Source organism: Bradyrhizobium sp. PRIMUS42 (assembly GCF_023006515.1).
Classification (GTDB): domain Bacteria; phylum Pseudomonadota; class Alphaproteobacteria; order Rhizobiales; family Xanthobacteraceae; genus Bradyrhizobium.
Genome location: NZ_JALBGZ010001075.1, coordinates 1 through 1,502, shown reverse-complemented (window position 1 = coordinate 1,502; position 1,502 = coordinate 1). Strand labels below are relative to the sequence as shown.

2 protein-coding genes are annotated in these 1,502 nt (G+C 67.0%); both read left to right on the top strand.

Annotated elements, in window-relative coordinates; translation table 11 throughout:
* A partial coding sequence (locus tag MOV75_RS37695; protein ID WP_247007947.1) for a methyl-accepting chemotaxis protein occupies nt 1-740 on the top strand: 740 nt, incomplete at its 5' end.
* Nucleotides 741-902: 162 nt separating this feature from the next.
* A partial coding sequence (locus MOV75_RS37690) for an AMP-binding protein (protein ID WP_247007946.1) occupies nt 903-1,502 on the top strand: 600 nt, incomplete at its 3' end.

The window sequence follows — 1,502 nt, the reverse complement described above, 5'->3', positions numbered from 1 at the left end:
TGTCGGAGACCGCGAACCGGGCGAGCGACCGCGCGAGCTTCGTCGCTTCCGCCTGCCAGCAGGCCTCGGACAACGTGCAGACGGTGGCCTCCGCCGCCGGCGAATTGTCGTCCTCGATATCGGAGATCAGCCAGCGCGTCGCGCAGGCCGCGACCGTGGCCGACAAGGCTGCCGCCGACGGTCAGCGCACCAACGACACCGTGCAGGGGCTGGCTGCGGCCGCGCACAAGATCGGCGAAGTCATCGACCTCATCAACCAGATCGCCTCGCAGACCAATCTGCTCGCGCTCAACGCCACCATCGAGGCGGCGCGGGCCGGCGAAGCCGGCAAGGGCTTTGCGGTGGTCGCGAGCGAAGTGAAGTCGCTGGCGAGCCAGACCGCGAAGGCGACCGACGAGATCGGCGCCCAGATCACCGCGATCCAGGCCGAGACCAATCAGGTCGTCGGCAACATCGAGAGCATCCGCGCCACCATCATGGAGGTCAACGAGATCTCCTCCTCGATCGCCGCCGCCGTCGAGGAGCAGGGCGCCGCCACGCAGGCGATCGCCCATAGCGTCCAGGAGGCGGCCTCCGGCACCGACCAGGTCTCGCAAAACATCTCCGGCGTGACCGATGCGACCGCAGAGACCGGCCAGGCCGCCGGCCTCGTGCTGCAGTCGAGCGGCCGGCTGACGCAGAAACTGCAATCCCTCGAGAACGAGGTCAGCGTCTTCGTCGCGGGCGTGCGCGCGGCGTAACGAAACGCGCTGCACCTTTTTGGTATTTCCGCGTCGCGGCATCGGCTGCGGCGCGGATGCTGTTTTTCTTGACATGAACTCTGCCGTGCTCGACGTGTAGTGACGTCGAGCGACGGCACGTGCGTGCCTGCGCGAAGAAAAAAAGCAGCACGGGAAGACCTCATGAGCGCAGGCCTCAACGAACAGGACTACCTCGCCACCTTGCGCGGCCTGTGGGACAAGGCCTGGCCGAAGGGCCTGCCGCGTTCGCCGAACTATCTGCACGGCGAAGTTCCCTTGACGGAATATCTGCGCGCCTGGGCGAAGCGCAGTCCCGAACGTCCCGCGGTGATCTTCTACGGCCACGTCACGACCTACGCGGATCTCGACCGGCAGAGCGACCGCTTCGCGGCGCTGCTGGCGGCCAAGGGCGTTCGCAAGGGCGATCGCGTCGCCGTGTTCCTGCCGAATTGCCCGCAATTCCACATCGTGTTCTTCGGCATCCTGAAGCTCGGCGCGATCCACGTTCCGGTCAGCCCGCTGTCGCGCGCGTTCGAGCTGTCCTACGCGCTCAACGACAGCCAGGCTGAGGTGATCGTGTCGCTGGACCAACTCATGCCCGTCATCGAGCAGGTCAGGGGCGAGGTACGCCTGCGCGAAATCATCGTCACCAGCTTTGCCGACGTCGTGCCGACAACGCCCGCGTTCCCCGTTCCGGACTCGATCCGCACGCCGCGCGTTGCGGTGCCGGGCGCGACCGATCTGTTGCCCGCGCTTGCGGCG